General features: G+C 67.7%; 20 protein-coding genes and 2 tRNA genes. 15 read left to right on the top strand and 7 right to left on the bottom strand.

Annotated elements, in window-relative coordinates; genetic code table 11:
• Positions 1-99: 99 nt before the first annotated feature.
• From RT456_RS05840 to RT456_RS05850, 3 genes are all read left to right on the top strand, one after another.
• Positions 100-173: transfer RNA gene (locus RT456_RS05840), tRNA-Cys, on the top strand.
• 131 nt (positions 174-304) lie between these two features.
• Positions 305-526, top strand: a complete 222-nt coding sequence (locus tag RT456_RS05845; RefSeq protein WP_313343776.1) for a hypothetical protein — start codon at positions 305-307, stop codon at positions 524-526.
• 272 nt (positions 527-798) lie between these two features.
• Complete coding sequence (locus RT456_RS05850) at positions 799-1,035, top strand: hypothetical protein (protein WP_313343778.1); 237 nt, start codon at positions 799-801, stop codon at positions 1,033-1,035.
• A 14-nt stretch (positions 1,036-1,049) separates the two neighbouring features.
• Here RT456_RS05850 and RT456_RS05855 read toward each other — a convergent pair whose 3' ends face one another.
• Both RT456_RS05855 and RT456_RS05860 read right to left on the bottom strand, forming a co-directional pair.
• The gene (locus RT456_RS05855; RefSeq protein ID WP_313344164.1) at positions 1,050-2,027 is read right to left on the bottom strand and encodes a 4Fe-4S dicluster domain-containing protein; all 978 of its coding nucleotides are present in this window, start codon (positions 2,025-2,027) and stop codon (positions 1,050-1,052) included.
• Positions 2,028-2,131: 104 nt separating this feature from the next.
• Positions 2,132-2,428, bottom strand: coding sequence for a hypothetical protein (locus tag RT456_RS05860; protein WP_313343781.1), 297 nt, complete (start codon positions 2,426-2,428; stop codon positions 2,132-2,134).
• 96 nt (positions 2,429-2,524) lie between these two features.
• Here RT456_RS05860 and RT456_RS05865 point away from each other — a divergent pair, with 96 nt between their 5' ends.
• Together RT456_RS05865 and hemN are read left to right on the top strand one after the other, a co-directional pair.
• Positions 2,525-2,962 carry a group III truncated hemoglobin gene (locus RT456_RS05865; protein WP_313343783.1) on the top strand — a complete coding sequence of 146 codons (438 nt, stop codon included), beginning with the start codon at positions 2,525-2,527 and terminating at the stop codon, positions 2,960-2,962.
• Between the two features lie 44 nt (positions 2,963-3,006).
• Entirely contained in the window at positions 3,007-4,416 is a 1,410-nt protein-coding gene (hemN, locus tag RT456_RS05870; RefSeq protein ID WP_313343786.1) for an oxygen-independent coproporphyrinogen III oxidase, read from the top strand.
• A gap of 19 nt (positions 4,417-4,435) precedes the next feature.
• Here hemN and RT456_RS05875 read toward each other — a convergent pair.
• Positions 4,436-4,522: transfer RNA gene (locus tag RT456_RS05875), tRNA-Leu, on the bottom strand.
• Positions 4,523-4,641: 119 nt separating this feature from the next.
• Here RT456_RS05875 and RT456_RS05880 point away from each other — a divergent pair.
• From RT456_RS05880 to RT456_RS05900, 5 genes are all read left to right on the top strand, one after another.
• Positions 4,642-5,334: a glutathione S-transferase family protein gene (locus RT456_RS05880; protein WP_313343789.1), complete on the top strand. Its 693-nt coding sequence runs from the start codon at positions 4,642-4,644 to the stop codon at positions 5,332-5,334.
• A gap of 103 nt (positions 5,335-5,437) precedes the next feature.
• Complete coding sequence (locus RT456_RS05885) at positions 5,438-6,424, top strand: TraB/GumN family protein (RefSeq protein WP_313343792.1); 987 nt, start codon at positions 5,438-5,440, stop codon at positions 6,422-6,424.
• 78 nt (positions 6,425-6,502) lie between these two features.
• Positions 6,503-6,958: a BLUF domain-containing protein gene (locus RT456_RS05890; RefSeq protein WP_313343795.1), complete on the top strand. Its 456-nt coding sequence runs from the start codon at positions 6,503-6,505 to the stop codon at positions 6,956-6,958.
• 288 nt (positions 6,959-7,246) lie between these two features.
• Complete coding sequence (locus tag RT456_RS05895; protein WP_313343798.1) at positions 7,247-8,530, top strand: nucleotide sugar dehydrogenase; 1,284 nt, start codon at positions 7,247-7,249, stop codon at positions 8,528-8,530.
• Between the two features lie 31 nt (positions 8,531-8,561).
• On the top strand, positions 8,562-10,184 hold the full coding sequence (locus RT456_RS05900; protein WP_313343801.1) for an FMN-binding glutamate synthase family protein: 1,623 nt from the start codon (positions 8,562-8,564) through the stop codon (positions 10,182-10,184).
• Positions 10,185-10,233: 49 nt separating this feature from the next.
• Here the strand turns inward: RT456_RS05900 and RT456_RS05905 are convergent, their stop codons facing one another.
• Entirely contained in the window at positions 10,234-11,475 is a 1,242-nt protein-coding gene (locus tag RT456_RS05905) for a TIGR03862 family flavoprotein (protein WP_313343804.1), read from the bottom strand.
• A 7-nt stretch (positions 11,476-11,482) separates the two neighbouring features.
• Complete coding sequence (locus RT456_RS05910; protein WP_313343806.1) at positions 11,483-11,923, bottom strand: FKBP-type peptidyl-prolyl cis-trans isomerase; 441 nt, start codon at positions 11,921-11,923, stop codon at positions 11,483-11,485.
• Between the two features lie 63 nt (positions 11,924-11,986).
• Here RT456_RS05910 and RT456_RS05915 point away from each other — a divergent pair, with 63 nt between their 5' ends.
• From RT456_RS05915 to RT456_RS05930, 4 genes are all read left to right on the top strand, one after another.
• The gene (locus RT456_RS05915) at positions 11,987-12,352 is read left to right on the top strand and encodes a DUF6164 family protein (RefSeq protein ID WP_313343808.1); all 366 of its coding nucleotides are present in this window, start codon (positions 11,987-11,989) and stop codon (positions 12,350-12,352) included.
• Positions 12,353-12,397: 45 nt separating this feature from the next.
• Positions 12,398-13,144 carry a sulfurtransferase gene (locus RT456_RS05920; RefSeq protein WP_313343810.1) on the top strand — a complete coding sequence of 249 codons (747 nt, stop codon included), beginning with the start codon at positions 12,398-12,400 and terminating at the stop codon, positions 13,142-13,144.
• 157 nt (positions 13,145-13,301) lie between these two features.
• Positions 13,302-14,297: an LLM class flavin-dependent oxidoreductase gene (locus tag RT456_RS05925; RefSeq protein ID WP_313343813.1), complete on the top strand. Its 996-nt coding sequence runs from the start codon at positions 13,302-13,304 to the stop codon at positions 14,295-14,297.
• Positions 14,298-14,447: 150 nt separating this feature from the next.
• On the top strand, positions 14,448-14,948 hold the full coding sequence (locus tag RT456_RS05930) for a pyridoxamine 5'-phosphate oxidase family protein (protein ID WP_313343816.1): 501 nt from the start codon (positions 14,448-14,450) through the stop codon (positions 14,946-14,948).
• Between the two features lie 176 nt (positions 14,949-15,124).
• Here the strand turns inward: RT456_RS05930 and RT456_RS05935 are convergent, their stop codons facing one another.
• Positions 15,125-15,784, bottom strand: a complete 660-nt coding sequence (locus RT456_RS05935; protein ID WP_313343819.1) for an exopolysaccharide biosynthesis protein — start codon at positions 15,782-15,784, stop codon at positions 15,125-15,127.
• Positions 15,768-17,087 carry a hemolysin family protein gene (locus tag RT456_RS05940; RefSeq protein ID WP_313343822.1) on the bottom strand — a complete coding sequence of 440 codons (1,320 nt, stop codon included), beginning with the start codon at positions 17,085-17,087 and terminating at the stop codon, positions 15,768-15,770. Before RT456_RS05940 ends, RT456_RS05935 begins: the two co-directional genes overlap by 17 nt.
• Positions 17,088-17,365: 278 nt before the next feature.
• Here RT456_RS05940 and RT456_RS05945 point away from each other — a divergent pair, with 278 nt between their 5' ends.
• Positions 17,366-17,992, top strand: a complete 627-nt coding sequence (locus tag RT456_RS05945) for a DUF47 family protein (protein ID WP_313343825.1) — start codon at positions 17,366-17,368, stop codon at positions 17,990-17,992.
• The last annotated feature ends 4 nt before the right edge of the window (positions 17,993-17,996 follow it).

Consider the following 17,996-nt stretch of genomic DNA (forward strand, 5'->3'; position numbering starts at 1 on the left):
CGCAACCTTGCCAAGGTTGAGGTCGCGAGTTCGAGTCTCGTTTCCCGCTCCAGATACTGACAAGGCCCCGTTCTCGGGGTTTTGTTCTGTAGGGTTACCGGCCTCGTGGCAGAGTGGTCATGTACGGGACTGCAAATCCCGCCACAGCGGTTCGATTCCGCTCGAGGCCTCCAGCGTTTCAGACAACCCCGCTTCGGCGGGGTTGTTTGTTTGGGCTCCCTGTCGAGACAGCATCGTCGAGCCTTCACCTGTCCGGGACGATGGCGTGCCTACTGTGCACGGACGTCTTCGATGAGGTGGTCCGATGGGTCTTGCCCTGTTCTTCGCCGCTGCCGGCATGCCCGGTTCGTTCTGGGATTCGCCGAGCAATGTGACCGCCGCGATCCTGCTGGGGGTGGGAGCGGTGATCATCGGCCTGTCGCTGGCGCTCGCCAAGGTATTCAAGCGCTTCAACGGCGTGGCGTGGGCACTGCTGGTGGCCGGGATCGTCATCTGTGCCTATGGCGCCTGGCGCATGGCCAGCTGATCCACCCGCAGGGCGGTCCCCTCTGAATGACATCACCGTGTCATCAGGCAACGGGCATGCTGCCTGCACGGCGGGTGCTCTCAGGCTGAACCATTCACCTGATGTCTCGCCAAGCATGGAACGATCGATTGACTTGATGCGAAGACCGTGCAAATTTTAGGTGAACCGCGGGTGAAGCCGAGGCTGGGTCCATCCAGCCGAGGCTGACAGGCAACACGCCTGACAGGGGGAGCTGCTCGTTCCGATGCAAGGCAAGTCCAAGGGAGGGTCGTATGCAATACGGCGCAAATGACTTGGCTGACGGCGTGCGCACCGAGCTGGAAGCCAGCTACAGCAAGCATGGCTGCGGCCCGGAATTCTGGACCACGTACCAACAGGTGCTGGAGCGCCTGGTTCCCAAGGGCAGGAGCCGGACCCAGGTCACCAACGAACTGGCGTTGATCATCGAACAGCTTGGCATCGTACGGCGCGCGCAGATGGTGCCGCCACGCAGCACGCGCGCGCGCTGAATCCGCTTGGGGAACTAAAGAACACGCAGGCCGATACCCAGCAGCACGCCCAGCGTGGCGAGCGCGGCGAGCGTGCGTGGGCGCAGCCAGCGTGTCTTCTGCTGCTGAGCCGCATGGCGGCTGGCAATACGGATCAGTCCCGTTGGGAAATGCCACGCGCGCATCTGCGCATTGCACGCATCCACGCATGCGCCACAGGCGATGCACTCCGGCAGCGTGCCGGCGCGCACGTCCAGCTGCATCGGACACACCTGCACGCAGGCATTGCAGTCCACGCAGTCGCCCAGCCGATCATCGTTGAAGCGCGGCATCGGCCCGGCCAGCGCCGGGTGGGCTGCGCGGAATGCATAGTCGTCGGCGCTGACCGGGTCGAGCAGTCCGCGTCCACGCTGCATGACCCCGCCCTGGCCACGCGGGCGGGGGCCACGGGGCTCGGCGCGGCGTGCGTCGTAGCAGACCTGCGGGGTGTCCGCGTCGCACAGCAGCGGCGCCATGCGTGCATAGGGGCACAGGTCGATGCACACCTGTTCGCGCAGGAAGCCCGCGTTGCCCCACGTGGCGGCCGCATAGAACAGCACCCAGAACAGCTCCCAGCCGCTCCACGCGGCGGGCCAGAACCCGGCCACCAACGGCTGGATCGGGCTGAAGACGCCGACAAACGTGATGCCCGTCCACAGCGCCACCAGCGCCCAGGCCAGGTGCTTGGCCGCCGTGGCCAGCGCGGGCTGGCGCAACAGGCGTGCGCAGGTCAGTTCGATCCAGCGGAACAACCCGCTCCACAGGGTCTGCGGGCACGCAAGCCCGCACCACGCCCGCCCGGCGAGGTTGGTGAACAATGCCAGGCTGCAGGCGAGCACCGCGATCAGCCCCAGCAATACGCCCAGGTCCTGCGGCCACAAGGTCAACCCGAACAGGTCGAAGCGGCGCCCCGGCAGGTCGAACAGCAGGGCCTGGCGTCCATCCCACCGCAGCCAGGGCAGCAGGTAGAACATCGCCAGCAGGGTGGCTGACAGCAGGGCGCGCCAGCGCAGCGGCGGACGCGGCGCCGGTGGCGGCGGCGTGGCATCGACCAGGTGCAGGGGAGGGCGTGGCATGCTCACCCCAGCGGCAGCTCGTCGTTGTCGCGGCGCAGGGGCCGCAGCAGATACCAGGTGATCGCGCTGGATGCAGCGGTGACCGCCCAGAACATGAAGAAGCCCAGGGTGTAGCCCAGTTCGCGGCTGAGCGCGTGCTGCGGGAAGGTGAGGTCACGCAGGCGCAAGGGGTCGACGAAGGCGAAGAACACCATGCTGGCCAGGCCGGCAGCGACGAAGCTTGGCCACAGGATCGCGCCCCACTGCTGGATCAGCAGGCGTCGTCGGCTGGTTTCAGGCGGTTCGTGCAGGTCATTCATCGCCGCCAGACTAGGGGCTGCGACAGCGCGCCACATTGATCCTGATCAAGGCGACGTTGCATCATGGCCGCGCCGCGTCCGCCGCCAAGGAACCCCATGTCGTCCCCGTCCCCGACCGCCCTGCCAACCCCGGCGGCAGCGCTGTGCAGCGAGCAGGAGGTGACCCGCCTGGTGCACGACTTCTATGCGCGCGTGCGTGAGGAACCGCGGCTGGGGCCGGTGTTCGCCGCGCGGATCCACGACTGGGACGCGCACCTGGCCCAGCTGGTGGATTTCTGGTCGGCCATGCTGCGCGGCACCCGCCGTTTCAGCGGTACGCCCATGCCCAAGCACATGGCCATGGACGAACTGGACCGCGACCTGTTCGACCGCTGGCTGGCGTTGTTCCGGCTGACCACGGCCGAATGCGGCAACCCTGGGCTGCAGCGGCTGGCCGACGATGTGGCCGAACGCATCGCCGATACCTTCTGGCGGCGCTTCCAGATGCTGCGCTGGCCGCAGCTGCGGGTCGCAGGCGCCCCGCAGGCGGATTGATCTGGCTCAATGCGTGCGTCCGCGCAGGCGCGCACGATGCGCGCATGGACACCTTTTCGCCTGCCGCCGCCGGGCTTGCCTGGCACTTCGACCCGGACCTGTTGCGCCGCCACGACCGGCCTGGCCCGCGCTATACCTCCTATCCCACCGCGCCACATTTCCACGACGGCCTCGGCGAGCACGGACTGCGTGCCGCGATCGCGGCCAGCAATGTCGAGGCACTGCCATTGTCGTTGTACGTGCATGTGCCGTACTGCAGCAGCCCGTGCTTCTACTGCGGCTGCAACCGGGTGATCACCCGCGACCATGGCAAGGGCGTGGCCTATGTCGCGCGCGTGCTCAGCGAAGCGGACCTGATCGCACCCTTGTTCGATGCCTCGCGCGACGTGGTCCAGCTGCACCTGGGCGGTGGCACCCCCAACTTCCTGGCCAGCACCCCGATGCGCGCGCTGATCGACGGCCTGCGCCGGCGCTTTTCGTTCAGCGCCTCGGCGAGCCGCGACTTCTCGATCGAGCTGGATCCGCGCTTCGTCACCCGCGACGGCATCGCCCAGCTGGGCGCGTTGGGTTTCAACCGGGCGAGCCTCGGCATCCAGGATTTCGACCCGGTCGTGCAGCGCGCGATCAACCGCGAGCAGGGTGTGGAGGCGACGCTGGAGGTACTGCGTGCGTGTCGCGAGCATGGCCTGCGCTCGGTCAACGTGGACCTGATCTACGGCCTGCCGCACCAGACCCTGGAGGGCTTCGCGCGCACCCTGGAAACGGTGCTGCGCGAACGCCCCGATCGCTTGGCGATCTACGGCTATGCGCACCTGCCGCACCTGTTCAAGGCGCAGCGGCAGATTGCCGAGGCGGCCCTGCCCAGCCCTGAACAGAAACTCGCGCTGCTGGGCCTGGCAGTACGGCGGCTGTCGTTGGCGGGTTATCAGTACATCGGCATGGACCACTTCGCGCTGCCCGAGGAAAACCTGTCCCGGGCGCAGCGTGCCGGCCAGCTGCATCGCAACTTCATGGGCTATACCACCCATGCCGACACCGACCTGGTTGGATTGGGCGCCAGTGCGATCAGCCGCATCGGCAACAGCTACAGCCAGAATCCGCGCGACCTGCCGGGCTGGGAAGCGGCGGTGGATGCCGGGCGCCTGCCGGTATGGCGGGGGCTGACCCTGGATGCGGATGATGTGCTGCGCGCCGAGTTGATCAACCAGCTGATGTGCCAGGGCGAGGTTGACGGGCATGCGCTGGGCGCGCGCCATGGCGTGGCATTCGACACCTACTTTGCCGACGCGTTGATCGCCCTGCAGGCACTCCAGCATGACGGCCTGGCCGAATACGCCAACGGCGTGGTCCGCGCCACCGAGCGTGGGCGTCCCCTGCTGCGCCTGCTGGCAATGTGCTTCGACCGCTACCTGGCCGCGCCGGATCAAGCGGTGCGCTACTCGCGTGCGATTTGAAGCGGCGGCCTGCGCAGCGTGGTGCCCGGAGCCGGAATCGAACCGGCATGGGGTTGCCCCCGGCGGATTTTAAGTCCGATGCGTCTACCAGTTTCGCCATCCGGGCCGGCGCTGCGGAGGGAAGTGTAGCGGAATCCAGCGGGCGGCCGGCGGCGCGCGCGCGGGCCACTCCGCCGAGCGATTTGGCGCTAGCATCATGCGACGTTCCCCCGGGCCACGTTCGACATGCTGAAACTTCATATTGGCAACAAGAATTACTCGTCCTGGTCGATGCGGCCGTGGGTGCTCATGACCCAGGCCGGCATCCCGTTCAACGAGGTCGTGCTTCGCTTCGACAGCTTCGAGCCCGGGTCGCAGTTCAAGCGCAGTGCCGAGGCGTTGTCGCCGTCGGGCACCGTGCCGGTCCTGGTCGACGACGGGCTGGTCGTGTGGGACTCGCTGGCGATCGCCGAGTACCTGGCCGAACGGTTTCCGCAACTCGGCTTGTGGCCGGCCACCGCGCCCGAACGTGCACTCGCGCGCAGTGCGACCGCCGCGATGCACAGCGGATTCGGTGCGTTGCGTTCGCACTTTCCGATGAACATCGAGGCGAGCCTTCCCGAGGTGGGCGCGCGGGTGCTGCGCGAGGAGCCCGCGGTGGTGGCCGACCTGCAGCGCCTGCTGGCGTTGTGGGAATCGTTGCTGGCACGCCATGACGGTCCCCTGCTGTTCGATCGTTTCAGCATCGCCGACGCGTTCTTCGCCCCGGTGGTGATGCGCCTGCACACCTATGCCGTGCCGGTGAGCCCGCGCGTGCAGCGCTACCTGGAGGCGGTGCAGGCGCTGCGCGGGGTACAGGCGTGGGTCGCCGCAGCGCTCCAGGAGCACGATTTCCGCGCGTTCGAAGAGCCGTACCGTACGGAGCCGACGCCGCGCTGAACGGGGCAGGGCACGCAACGCAACCTTTACGCGGGCGGTGGCGGCGCGCCGTAGGCTGCGCATCACGCAGACAGGGACGAGTGCCATGCCGAAGGCAGTGACAATGGGAGTGATGCTGGCGTGGCTGGCCTTTGCGCTGCCGGTGCAGGCACAGGCGCCGCAGGCGTTGCCCGAGGTGGTCGACCTGGCGCCAGTCGTGGTGTCCGGTGTGCAGCCCGGCCCGGGGATGTGGCGGGTCACCAGTGCTGACGGACACACACTGTGGATCCTGGGTACGGTGTCGCCGCTGCCCGCAAAGCTCGACTGGCGCGCCGACGAGGTCAAGGCGGTGATCGCCAGTGCCGATGCGGTGCTCGGTTCCCCGGGTTGGACACTGGACGCCGATGTCGGCTTCTTCCGCGGCCTGACCCTGCTGCCGTCGGCCATGAAGGCCGCACACGACCCGCAGGGGCGCCGGCTGGACCAGATCCTGCCACCCGAGCTCTACGCGCGGTGGGCACCGATGAAGCAGCGCTACCTGGGCCGGGACCGGGGCGTGGAGAAAGACCGCCCGCTGGTCGCGGCCACGCGCCTCTACGGCGCCGCGTTGAAGGCGGTCGGCCTCGCCCCGCGCTCAGGCGTCGGCGAGCTGCTGGAAAAGGCGTACAAGGCGCGCGGCCTGAAACCGGTGGAGACCCGCCTGGTGATCAAGGTCGCCGATCCGCGCGCGGCATTGAAGGAGGTGCGGGGCAGCACGCTGCCGGACGTGGACTGCCTGCAACGCACGCTGGATGTGGTCGAGCATCAGCTGCCCGTGCTGGTCGATCGTGCCAATGCCTGGGCGGTAGGGGATATCGAGGCACTGCAGCAGCTGGCGTTGAAGAACCAGTACGACGCCTGCGTGGGTGCCCTTGCCAGCAGCGAGCTGGGCCGCCGCCGGGGCCTGACCGACCTGGAGGCGCGCTCGGCCGACACATGGTTGGCGGCCGCGCGCGACGCCCTTGCGCGCCACCCGGTGACGTTCGCGACCGTACCGGTGCATGCGCTGGTTGCACCGTCCGGCTATCTGGAGCGCCTGCGCCAGGCCGGCTATACGATTCAGGCGCCCTGAGCCGGGGCGCCGGGAACGCCATTTCCACCACACGTTCTTCATGGCATAGTCGCCGGGACTTCACCGGGGGGGATGTCCATGTCGTTGCGGGCGATCGCATATGTCAGTGACGCTGTCGAGGGTCTGGATGGACCGGGCATCGACCGCATTCTTGCCGCGGCGTCCAGCTTCAACCGCGTCGCCGGCGTCACTGCGGTGCTGATGTTCGATGGCAGCCGTTTCCTGCAGTACTTCGAAGGCCCCGACGACGGCGTGGACTCGGTCTACCAGCGCGTGCTCAACGCACGCAGCCATGCGCAGCTGCGCGAGCTCGCCAACGGTGCGGTGGCCACGCGACACTTTCCACGCTGGACCATGGCCTCCGCGCGGATCGATGCGGAGGTGTTGACCAGCATCGTGGACGCCGCGTGGAGCGGCTTCACCGCCGCCGCGCCGGTGGACGGCCAGCGCCGCGTGGGCTTCGCGCGCATGCTGGAGGTGTGGACCGGGGTGTCCGGTGAACTGGAGCCGGCGGCGGTCACGCTGGGCTCCTGACTGCTGCCGGCGCCTCGTAACACAAAGATCACAGGTCGACGTCTAGCATGTGTCTACCAGCTGTGACCGGTCCGGGGTATGCCCCCGGGGTTGTCTGAAAGGGAAGTAACCGCAGCTGGACCACTTATTGGCCGTCGTCCGTACTCTCCGCGGGCGGCGGTTTTGTTCTTTGTGGGGCAGCGCTTGCCGCGATAGTCTTGTCGCATCCGTTGCCTGGCATTGCCCCCACATGATCTATCACACTCTGCTGCTGTTCCCGTGCGCCGTTGCGTGCGGAGGAATGCCTTGATGGAGGCGACCCAGTGGGCCGCGCAGGCGCGCATCGCGGTGATCGGGCTGGGCTATGTCGGCCTGCCGCTCACGGTGGCCTTCGGCACCCGGCAGACCACCTTGGGCTACGACATCGACGCGGCGCGCGTGGCCGAGCTGCAGCAGGGCCACGACCACACCCTCGAACTCGAACCGGCCGAGCTGGCGGCGGCGGTACACGCGCGCTACAGCGCCGCCCCGTCCGATCTGGTTGACTGCACCGTCTACATCGTGACGGTGCCCACGCCGATCGATGCGCACGAACAGCCCGACCTCGGCCCGCTGCGCAGCGCAAGTACGTTGATCGCCAGCGTGCTCAAGCCCGGCGACGTGGTCATCTACGAATCCACGGTGTATCCGGGTACCACCGAAGAGGTCTGCGTGCCGTTGCTGGAAGCCGGCTCGGGGCTGCGCTTCAATCACGATTTCCACTGCGGCTACAGCCCGGAGCGCATCAACCCGGGGGATCGCCAGCGTCGGCTGGCCGACATCCGCAAGATCACGTCGGGGTCCACCCCGCAGGTGGCGGCGTGGGTTGACGCGCTGTACGCGGGCATCATCAGCGCGGGGACCTGGCCGGCGCCGTCGATCCGCGTGGCCGAGGCCGCCAAGGTGATCGAGAACATCCAGCGCGACGTCAACATCGCGCTGGTCAACGAACTGGCGTTGATCTTCGACCGTCTCGGCATCGACACCCAGGACGTGCTGGACGCAGCAGGCAGCAAATGGAATTTCCTGCCGTTCCGCCCGGGCCTGGTGGGTGGGCATTGCATCGGGGTGGACCCGTACTACCTGTTGCACAAGTCCGAAAGCATGGGCTACCACCCCGACCTCATCCACACCGCACGCCAGGTGAACAACCGCGTCGGTGCACATGTCGCGCAGCGCGTGCTGGCCCTGTTGGCCGCACGCGGCAAGGCGGGCAAGGACGCACGCGTGCTGGTGCTTGGCGTGACGTTCAAGGAAAACTGCCCGGACCTGCGCAACAGCCGCGCGCTGGAACTGGCCCAGGTGCTGCAGGCCAAGGGTGCGCAGGTGGACGTGCAGGACCCGTGGGTAGGGCCGGCCACCCTGGACGGCAGTGGCGTGCGCTGGGTGGAACAGCCGGACCCCCAAGGCTACGACGCGGTGGTGCTGGCAGTGGCGCATGCGCATTTCCGCCAGTTCGATGCCACGCGTATCCGCGCGTTGCTGGTCCCGGATGGGGTTGTTTACGACGTGAAGTCGGTCTGGCCGCGGGACGTCGTCGATGACCGGTTGTAGACTCGACCACGTTTGTTGATCGAGGAAAGCCATGCATCGTTATCTGGTCTACGTGCTCGCCATCCTGCTGTTCCCGGTCTGCCTGTGGCTGGCCGGGATCTGGCCCGCCTGGTACTGGGGCGTGGGAGCCACCGCCGCGCTGGCGATCCTCGGCACCTGGGACCTGCTGCAGAAGCGCAGCACGCTGCGCCGAAACTACCCGGTGCTGGCGCATTTCCGCTACGGGCTGGAATCGATCGGGCCGGAGATTCGTCAGTACTTCGTGCAGAGCGACCTCGAGGACGTGCCGTTCTCCCGCCAGCAGCGCGCACTGATCTACCAGCGCTCCAAGAATGAAATGGACGTGGTGCCGTTCGGCACGCTGCGCAGCACCTACGCGGTGGACTATGAGTGGATCAACCACTCGCTGGCCCCGACCGAGGTGGCCGACCACGATTTCCGTGTGCTGATCGGCCCCAACTGCGCCAAGCCCTATTCGGCCAGCGTGTTCAACATTTCGGCGATGAGCTTCGGCTCGCTGTCGGCCAATGCCATCCGCGCACTCAACGAGGGGGCGCGGCGCGGCGGCTTCTACCATGACACCGGCGAAGGCTCGATCTCTCCGTACCACCGTGAGATGGGCGGCGACCTGGTCTGGGAAATCGGCTCGGGCTACTTCGGTTGCCGCGACGAGCACGGCGGTTTCAGCGAGGAGCGCTTCGTCGCCAATGCCAACACCGACCAGGTCAGGATGATCGAGATCAAGCTGTCGCAGGGCGCCAAGCCCGGCCACGGCGGGGTGCTGCCGGCGGCGAAGGTCAGCGAGGAAATATCGCTCACGCGCGGCGTGCCGATGGGCGTGGACTGCGTGTCGCCCTCAAAGCATTCGGCGTTCAACACGCCGCTGGAACTGCTGCAGTTCGTGGCACGCCTGCGTGAGCTCTCCGGCGGCAAGCCGGTGGGGTTCAAGCTGGCCATCGGACATCCGTGGGAATGGTTCGGCATCGCCAAGGCGATGCAGGAAACCGGGTTGCTGCCGGACTTCATCGTGGTCGATGGCGCCGAAGGTGGCACCGGCGCGGCGCCGTCCGAGTTCGTCGACCATGTCGGCGTGCCGATGCATGAAGCCCTGCTGCTGGTCCACAACACGCTGGTCGGCCTGGACCTGCGCGACCGTATCCGGGTCGGCGCGGCCGGCAAGGTCACCAGCGCCTTCGAGATCGCCCGCACCATCGCACTGGGCGCCGACTGGTGCAACGCCGGGCGTGGTTTCATGTTCGCGCTGGGCTGCATCCAGTCGCTGAGCTGCCACAGCGACCGCTGCCCGACCGGCATCGCCACGCAGAATCCGAACCGCTGGCGTCACCTGGACGCGGCCGACAAGGCCACGCGCGTGCACAGTTACCACGAGAACACCCTGCGCGCGCTGCGCGACCTGCTGTGCGCGGCGGGCCTGCGGCATCCGGCCGAGCTGGGCCCGGAGCACATCGTGCGCCGCGTGTCGCCGGTGGAGATCCGCTCGCTGGCCTCGCTGTACCGCTACCTCGCCCCCGGCGAACTGCTGCGCCAGGTACCCGACCACGCGGTCTTCCACGACTTCTGGGCCGACGCCCGCAGCGATTCCTTCCAGCCGCCGGCACGCATCCAGGCCCTGCGAACCAGCAAATCGCGCTAGCGATTTGCTGGCCGGCCCAGGCGATCCGTGGTCCGGCCAACGGCCGGCGCTACCGGAGGTACTCCACCACCCCACGACCGGCGCGCAGCCCGCTCGCAAAACACGCCGTCAGCAGGTAGCCGCCGGTCGGCGCTTCCCAGTCCAGCATCTCGCCCGCGCAGAAGGTCCCAGGCAGCTCGCGCAGCATCAACCGCGCATCGAGTGCCTCCAACCGCACGCCCCCGGCAGTGCTGATCACTTCGGCGATCGGGCGCGGGCGCAGCGGCGACAATGGCAAGCGCTTCAGCGCCGATGCAATGGCCCCGGCCGGCAGGTGTCCGGCGTCCTTGCCAAGCACTTCGAACAGCAGCGCCGACTTCACCCCGCCCAGGCCGAGCTGGCGGCGCAGGTGCTCGCCGAAGCTGCGGCCCTGGCGCGGCTTCTGCAGTTTTTCCAGCAGCTGGGCCTCGGTCTGCCCGGGCAGCAGGTCGAGCTGCAGCACCACCGCGCCATCGCGGGCCAGCGTATCGCGCAGATCGGCTGCCAGCGCGTAGATGAGGCTGCCTTCGATGCCGTTGGTGGTGATCACGCATTCGCCCTGCTGCGAGCGCGGCTGGCCATCCAGCGCGGTCCAGTGAGCCACGACAGGCTTGAGCGGCGCACCGCCCTGACGATCACGGAAGTACGTCGTCCACGCGATGTCGAAACCGCAGTTGGCCGGCTTCAGCGGCGCGATGTCGATTCCACGCGCGGCCAGCGGTGCTACCCAGGCTGCATCGGAGCCAAGTTCGGGCCAGCTGCCGCCGCCCATCGCCAGCACCACCGCATCGGCGCACACACCGGCAGGGCCGTCGGGCGTTTCGAAGCGCAGCGCGCCATCGTCCTGCCATCCGCTCCAGCGGTGCTGCACATGGAAACGCACGCCCTGTTCCTTCAGCCGGCGGACCCAGCCACGCAGCAGCGGCGCGGCCTTGCGGTCCACCGGGAACACCCGGCCGGAGCTGCCGACATAGGTATCCACGCCGAAACCGCGCGCCCACTCGCGCAGGGCAGGGCCGTCGAAGTCCGCCAGCCACGCGCCGACCTCGGCCGCGCGTTCGCGGTAGCGCGCCACGAAGACGTCCGGCGGGTCGGAGTGGGTGAGGTTCAGCCCGCCCTTGCCCGCGATCAGGAACTTGCGTCCTGGCGATCCCTTGGCTTCGTAGACGTCCACCTCGTGGCCCGCCGCGCGCACGGTTTCGGCCGCCATCAGCCCGGCCGGGCCGCCGCCGATGATCGCTACCCGCCGCGCCGGGCGTACGTCGCTGCTCATGGGTGGATCAACGCGGCTTGACGTCGAGCAGCTCGACATCGAACACGAGCGAGGCGTTCGGGGGAATCGGGCCGGCACCGGAGGCGCCATACCCGTAGTCGGCTGGAATCATCAGGGTGCGCTTGCCGCCCACCTTCATGCCCGCGAAGCCTTCATCCCAGCCCTTGATCACGCGGCCTTGGCCCAGCCCGAAGCTGAACGGCTCGCCACGGTCGACCGAGCTGTCGAACTTTTCGCCATGCTTGTCGGCGGCACGTTCGTCGTAGACCCAGCCGGTGTAGTGGACCACGATGGTGCTGCCCGGGGTCGCCTCGGCGCCGCTGCCCGGCTGGGTGTCGATCTTCTCGAACGTGGCGATGCTGCCGCCCGGCGGCGGGCCGGGCGGGGTGCACGCGGCCAGCAGCGACAGCAGCGCGGGAACGAGCAGGAACTTCGGCAGACGACGCATGGGCGGCACCGGTAGAAAACGGGGACGCAAGGGTAGCGCATCGCCGGGCGCTATCATGGGCGGATGTCGAAACTGCTGCTCAACCTGCGCAATGTCGCGGACGATGAAATCCAGGACGTGACCGCCCTGCTGGACCAGGCGGGCCTCGCCCATTACCGCACCGAGCCCAGCCCCTGGGGGATCTCGTTTGGCGGGATATGGATCCGCGACGATGCCGACCACGCCCGGGCCAAAGCCCTGATGGCCGACTACCAGCAGGCCCGCGGCGAGCGCGTCCGCGCCGAGCGCCAGGCCGCGCTGGCCGATGGCACCGCCGAGACCTTTGGCACGCTGCTGCGCCGACGCCCGCTGTTCGTGGTGGCCGTACTGGCCGGCATGATCGGGGCCGCGGCACTGGTGCTGCTGCCGTTCGTGCTGCTGCGCGGCTGAATGCCCGGTTGGGCGGGGGTGGCGGCCCGGAGGTAAAATGGGCGGATGATCGCCAATACCGCCGCCTACCACTTCACCCCCGTCGCCGACCCCGATGCGCTGTGCGCCACGCTGCTGGCGCGTGCCGAGGCGGCCGCGCTGCGCGGCACCGTGCTGGTGGCCGGCGAGGGCATCAATCTGTTCCTGGCTGGCAGCGAGTCGGGAATTGACGGCTTCTATGCCGCGTTGCGCGCCGACCCGGGGTTCGCGGACCTGCGGGTGAAGACGAGCTACAGCCAGATGCAGCCCTTCGCCCGGCTCAAGGCCAAGGTCAAGCCGGAAATCATCAGCTTCCGCATCGACGATGGGCAGCCGCTGGCCTTTCCGCGTGCGCCCTCGGTCGATCCGGCGACGGTGCAGCGCTGGCTGCGGCAGGGCCACGACGATGCGGGCAAGCCGGTGGTGATGCTCGACACCCGCAACACCCAGGAGATCGAGTACGGCACCTTCCAGGACGCGCTGGTGCTGCCGATCACCAAGTTCACCGACCTGCCCGACGCGCTGGCGCCGCACCGCGAGGCGCTGCGCGACAGCACCGTGGTGAGTTTCTGCACCGGCGGCATCCGCTGCGAGAAAGCCGCGCTGTGGATGCGCAACGACGGCATGGACAACGTGCTGCAGCTCGACGGCGGCATCCTGGGCTATTTCGAGGCGGTGGGCGGCGAGGGCTATGACGGTCGCTGCTTCGTGTTCGATGAGCGGGTGGCCCTGGACGCGGAGTTGAAGCCGCTGGTGGACCAGACCGCGGATTGAGGCCGCGCGTCGATGGCGTGCGTGGGCCGGCCACCGGCCGGCGCTACCGGTGACGGCGGCCCGGCAATCCCGCAGGAATCACCATCCCGCCAGCGGCCATGGTATCGCCGGGTGGTCGCCCCCATCCCAAGGGCAACCCTTTTGATGGAACCCATCCATGCAACTGTCGATTCTTGATCTGGCCCCGGTCTGTGAAGGCAGCGATACCACGCAGGCCTTCGCCAACATGCTGGACCTGGCGCAGCACGCCGAAGGCTGGGGTTTCCACCGCTACTGGCTGGCCGAGCACCACAACATGCCGGGCATCGCCAGCGCCGCCACGGCCGTGCTGATCGGCCACGTCGCCGGTGGCACCCAGCGCATCCGCGTGGGCGCGGGCGGCATCATGCTGCCCAACCATGCGCCGCTGCAGGTGGCCGAGCAGTTCGGCACGCTGGCCTCGCTGTACCCGGACCGCATCGACCTGGGCCTGGGCCGCGCGCCCGGCACCGACCAGCCCACCGCGCGCGCCCTGCGCCGCTACTTCGACAGCGCCGACCAGTTCCCGCAGGACGTGCGCGAGCTGCTGCAGTACTTCGAGCCGGCCCAGGCCGGCCAGGCGGTGCGCGCGGTGCCGGGTGCAGGTATTCCGGTGCCCGTGTGGTTGCTCGGTTCCAGCCTGTTCAGTGCGCGCCTGGCCGCCGCGATGGGCCTGCCGTTCGCCTTCGCCTCGCACTTCGCCCCCGATGCGATGGATGAGGCGCTGGCGGTCTACCGCCGTGAATTCCGCGCGTCGCAGTACCTGACCGCGCCGTATGCCGTGCTGGGCCTGAACGTGGTGGCCGCCGAATCGGAGGCGGAGGCCAAGCGCCTGTTCACCACCCAGCAGCAGAGCTTCGTCAATCTGCGGCGCGGCCTGCCGGGCCTGATCCCGCCGCCGATCGACGATATCGAGGCGTTCTGGCAGCCGCATGAAAAACTCGGTGTGCAGAACGCGCTGGCCTGTGCGGTGGTCGGCGATCTGCGCCAGGTGGGGGAGGGCATGGCCGCATTCGCCGCCCGCCACAAGCCCGACGAACTGCTGCTCACGGCCAACATCTACGACCACGCGGCGCGCAAGCGTTCGTTCGGCCTGGCCATGCAGGCGCGCCGCGACCTCGGTGACCGGATCTGACGTTGAACGCGTCGCCACGCGCCCGGGAAATGACGCACCGGCTGTGTGCTGTTACGCCGCACATCGTGCGAAGGCGGCGTGACCATGCGGTTCACGTTGCCATGGCTCCAGATCCGGTGTGATGGAGCTCCTTCTTTCAGGAGTTCCCCCATGGCAGACCAGGATCGCCAGCAGCACATCAAACAACTGGCCGAACTGATCCGCGGTGTGGACATCGCCATGTTCACCACCACCGGCGTCGATGGCCGGCTGTACAGCCGGCCGCTGGGCACGCAGGAAGTGGAGTTTGACGGCGACCTGTGGTTCGCCGTGGCCGCAGACAGCCCGAAGGTGGCGGAAATCGCGCTCAACCCGCGCGTCAATGTGTCCTACGCCTCGCAGTCGAAGAACACGTATGTGTCGGTTGCCGGCATCGCGCGCATCGTCGATGACCGCGCCAAGGTGGACGAGCTGTGGTCGCCGCCGATGAAGCTGTTCTTCCCGGGCGGCAAGGACGATCCCAACCTGCGCCTGATCCACGTCAGCGCCGAATCGGCCGAGTACTGGGACGGCCCGGGCACGCTGCTGGGCAAGGCGTTGAGTTTCGTGCTGTCGGCCGTGTCCGATGACCCGAGTGCGCTCTCCGACAACGGCGTCGTCGACCTGCGCTGAAGGCAGGGGGGCTTGGGCGCGACGGACGACGTCGCGCCGATGCGCCGACGGGGTAGAGCCGACTGTTAGTCGGCTGCCTTTCGCATGGAACCAAACGCCGCGCTGCGCGCGTAGCCGACTAACAGTCGGCTCTACCGCGTAGCCGACTAACAGTCGGCTCTACAGCGCTGGTCCTTTCAGAACCAGCGCTGGAACAGCCCCGCCACATACTCCACCAGCTGCCCCGAGCTGAAGCCGAAGAACACCACGGCGGCCACGGCCCCGATCCAGTTGATCAACATCAACGTCCCGTCGCGCTCCAGCAACGCCAGCGCGAACAGCAGCAGCTGGAAACCGAACAGATAGTTGGTGAACGGAATCGGCAGCGACAGCAGCAGTCCGGTCAGTACCAGCAGCAGGCCGGTAAGCGCATGCGCAGGCAATGGCACCAGCAGCAGCGGTCGACGCGGCTTCAACATGCGATCCAGGCGGCGCAGCGCGCCGTCGATCCGCGCCAGGAACTTGTGCATCGTGCCGCGGCGCGGGCCGCGGTTGCCGATGAAGCCGGGCAGCCACGGCCGGCGCAGGCCGAACAGCATCTGCACCCCGATCATGATCACCAGCGGGCCACTGACCGCACCGCCGATGCCCGGTACCGGAATGAAGGCCGGCAGGATCGCCACGAACAGGAACACCCCGAACGCGCTCTGCTGCAGGCCTTGCAGGATCTGGCCCAGGCGCAGCCGCTCATCCGGATCGCCATGGTCGAACATCGCCAGCAGCGTGCGGATGCCTTCGTTGCGGTATTCCGGCCGGCTCTGGTCCGGTGGTGGAGTCGGATCAGCCGGTGAGTTCATCGGTCTCTTCTTCGGCCAGGGTACGCATCAGCAGCTTGTCCACGCGCGCTCCGTCGAGGTCGACGATCTCGATGCGCCAGCCGGCCCAGTCGAAGTACTCGCCAGCGTGGGGAATGCGCCCGAAGAAATGGATGCACATGCCGGCGAGGGTGTAATAGTCGCCGTCCTCGGCATCGGGCAGTTCGGCATTGCCCATCAGTTCGCGCAGGTCTTCGATCGACAGCGATCCGTCCACCAGGTAGGAGCCATCCTCGCGGGTCACCACCAGGGCGTCCTCGTCCACGTTCTCCACCGACTGCATGCGGCCGACCACCGCGCCCATCAGGTCGCTGATGGTGACCAAGCCCTGGATCTCGCCGTACTCGTCCACCACCAGCGCCATCGACTGCTGTTCCTCGCGGAAGATCTCCAGGAGCTTCATCGCATGGGTGGATTCGGAGACGTACAGCGGCTCGCGAAGGTGCTGGAACAGCGAGTGTTCGTCGCGCACCAGGCGCGTGACCAGGCTCTTCACCTCGAGCACGCCGACGATGTCCTGGTCATTGTCGCGATACACCGGGTAGCGCGAGAACTCGTGCTCGCGCATGGTCGTCAGGTTCTTCTCGGCATCGGCCACGGTGTCCAGCCAGGCGATCCGGTTGCGCGGCGTCATCAGGCTGTCGGCGGTGCGGTCGCCCAGGCGCATCACCCGGTTCATCATGTCGCGCTCGTGCGCGTCGATCACACCGGCCTCGTGGCTCTCGGCCACCAGCATGCGGATCTCTTCTTCGGTCACCGTCGCCGCTTCGTCGTTGCCCAGGCCGAGCAGGCGAAGCACCAGGCGCGTGGTCTTGGACAGCAGCCAGACGAACGGGAACGCCAGCTTGGCCAGCCAGCTCATGGGCATGGCCACCAGGCCGGCGATGTCCTCGGAGCGGGTCAGGGCGAGGCGCTTGGGCACCAGTTCGCCGAAGATCAGCGTCACGAAGGTGATCAGGGTCACCGCCAGCCCCTTGCCGACCAGCTCGGCATGGCTGAAGCCGGGCGTCAGCTCCTTGATCCAGGTGGCAATGGCCTCGCCGATGGCGTCGCCGCCGAGCAGGCCGGTCAACACGCCGATCACGGTGATGCCGATCTGCACGGTGGACAGGAAGCTCTCCGGCTTCTCCGACAGCTCCAAGGCCTTGGCGGCGCGCTTGGAGGTGCCGGCCATCTGTTTGAGGCGGCTCTTGCGCGAGGTCATGACCGACATCTCGGACATGGCGAAGAACCCGTTGAGCAGGATCAGGGCGAAAACAAGCAGGATCAGTTCAAACACGGGCATCGTCCCCGGTTGGTGGCAGGGAGGGCGTGTTCAAGCGATGGCAGCGGCTGCCTGGCCAGGTCAAGCCTGGGGGGCGCGGCGGGGGGGTAGGGTCGTCGTCCATAGAGTGCACCCGAAGGTGCCCGCGCATCTTAACAAAAGCCGGGGGGAGGGGTGCAAACAGGGTCGTTCAGCAGGCCCCGTTGTGGTGTGAAGATCGCGGGAGTACCCGGATTGGACATCAAACCGTCATAATTCCGCCCGGTGCCGTCCTTCCTCGACGGCGAATAGGTTTCTCCATGTTCTCTCTGCAGACCATTTTCGGCTCCGGCAAGCAGTTCTACACCCTGCTGGACGAGGCTGCCCAGGCCGCCCAGGACAGCGCCAAGGCGCTGCACGCGATGCTGCGCGACGCAGACCGCCAGCCTGCGCTGGACGCCTTCAAGCTGGCCCGACTGCGCGAACGCGCCGCCTCGGACAAGATCAGCCAGGCGCTGGTGGACAGCTTCATGACCCCGATCGAGCGCGAAGACATCGAGGCGCTGGGTTCGGCGCTGTACAAGATTCCCAAGCAGGTCGAGAAGTTCGCCGACCGCTACTCGCTGGCCACCCAGCACCTGGAGCACATCGATTTCGCGCCGCGCGCGGCGATGCTGGAGCAGGCTGCCAGCGTGGTGGTGGAGATGGTGGGTGACCTGCGCCACATGAACCTCGACCGGATGACCGCGCTCAACGAGAAGCTGCGTTCGCTGGAGAACGAGGCCGACCGGCTGATGCTCGAGCTGTACCGCGACATCTACTCCGGCCGCCTGGACAGCCTGCAGATGTTCCTGCTCAAGGAGTTCTTCGAGATCCTGGAAAAGGCCATCGACCGGTGCCGCGAGGCCGGCGTGGTGGCTTACCAGATCGTGCTGAAGAACAGCTGACGGA

Source organism: Stenotrophomonas sp., from assembly GCF_032099025.1.
Classification (GTDB): domain Bacteria; phylum Pseudomonadota; class Gammaproteobacteria; order Xanthomonadales; family Xanthomonadaceae; genus Stenotrophomonas.